Below are 1506 nucleotides of genomic sequence, written 5' to 3' on the forward strand. Positions count from 1 at the left end.
TTACGGCCGCAGTTAGAGGGACTGCTCAAAGTCCTCGACGCTGCAATCATAGATTTCGCCGTCCACGAAGTGGGTCCCGGGTCCGCGGTCCTCGCAGATCTCGATGAGGGTGCTCACCTGGTCCACTGCAAAGACAAGAATGGCGATCGTGGCAATAAGGGTCAGGACGAAAACGACCCCGCCAATGATGATGCCGGCAAGGGCAGGCCCGTTGCTCATCTTGGCCTTACGCGACTGGACGAATCCCACGATGCTCAGGATCACGCCCACCAGTGAAGCGAACGGGATGAAGAACAGGCAGGACAGGATCAGGCCCACAATGCCCATGGTCTTGCCCGGCTGCTGCACGGGTGCCTGGTAGTTGCCCGGGTAGCCGTAGGGCGACGGCGGAACACCGTAGCCGGCGCCGTAGTTCGGCTGCTGGCCCGCTCCCTGGCTCACGGTTGGCTGCTGCGGCTGGTTCGGCTGGGTCCACGGCCCCTGGCCGGGTTCCGGAGAGGATGGCTGGCCCGCCCCGGCTGCGGAATCGTAGCGGCCGTAGAGCGGCTGCGTCGGGGCATCCGGGCCGGAGGTATCTCCGAAAGCGCCGGGGGTGTCCCCGGAAGGCTGGGTCCACGGCTGTTCCTGCGTTTCGCCGGCGGGATCGCCCGGGACGTCGTTGCGGTTCTCTGACATGCTTCTCCCGAAAAATGGCTGGATTTGTTTGGGGGTTCGGAAGCCAGCCTACCGTGTTGTACCGCCATCAACATTGGCAGATTTCCCTGTCTGACCTGCGTCGATGCGTTGTGCGGCTTCTCACGTGCACATTGAGGCACAACCGGGCACACGGCCGCGTTTAAGAAGGCGTACTCAGACCGCAAAAGTGTAAAGGATGATTCTGTTCATGGACATCGCTCCTGGCGCTCCTTCCATGCCTACCGGAAACCTCCGCCTGGTTCCGGTCCATGATGCTTCCCCCGACCGGGAACAGCAGTGGTGGCGGTCCTCGGTGATCTACCAGATCTACCCCCGCTCCTTCCGCGACCTGCGCGGCGACGGCATCGGCGACCTGCCCGGCATCACCGCCGAAATCCCCACCCTGGCCGAACTGGACATCGACGCGATCTGGCTCTCCCCCTTCTACGTCTCCCCCCAAAAAGACGCCGGCTACGACGTCGCCGACTACTGCGACGTCGACCCCCTCTTCGGCACCCTGGAAGACTTCGACAACCTCGTCGCCACCGCCAAAAACCACGGCATCCGCGTCATCGTGGACCTCGTCCCCAACCACTGCTCCGACCAGCATGCCCTCTTCCAGGCTGCCCTCGCCGCACCGGAGAACTCCCCCGCCCGGGACATGTTCATCTTCCGCGACGGCACCGGAGAGAACGGCGAAAACCCGCCCAACAACTGGCAGTCCCACTTCGGCGGCCCCGCCTGGACCCGCACCACCAACCCCGACGGCACCCCCGGCCAGTGGTACCTGCACCTCTTTGACTCCTCCCAGCCCGACTTCAACTGGGACAA

At 64.0% G+C, this 1506-nt stretch carries 2 protein-coding genes; one reads left to right on the forward strand and one right to left on the reverse strand.

Annotated elements, in window-relative coordinates; translation table 11 throughout:
- Positions 1-12 precede the first annotated feature (12 nt).
- Positions 13-675, reverse strand: coding sequence for a DUF4190 domain-containing protein (locus ABFX29_RS16585; RefSeq protein WP_152229437.1), 663 nt, complete (start codon positions 673-675; stop codon positions 13-15).
- A 208-nt stretch (positions 676-883) separates the two neighbouring features.
- Between ABFX29_RS16585 and ABFX29_RS16590 the strand changes: the two genes are divergently transcribed.
- Positions 884-1506: alpha-amylase family glycosyl hydrolase (locus ABFX29_RS16590; protein WP_346038510.1), on the forward strand; the 623-nt coding region annotated here is incomplete at its 3' end.

Origin of the sequence: Arthrobacter gandavensis, from assembly GCF_039528575.1 — a bacterium.
GTDB classification, from domain to species: domain Bacteria; phylum Actinomycetota; class Actinomycetes; order Actinomycetales; family Micrococcaceae; genus Arthrobacter_B; species Arthrobacter_B citreus_B.

Bases quoted from the DNA above. Each gene is read 5' to 3' on its own strand.
- ABFX29_RS16585 (WP_152229437.1), bottom strand. From the start codon at position 675: ATGTCAGAGAACCGCAACGACGTCCCGGGCGATCCCGCCGGCGAAACG.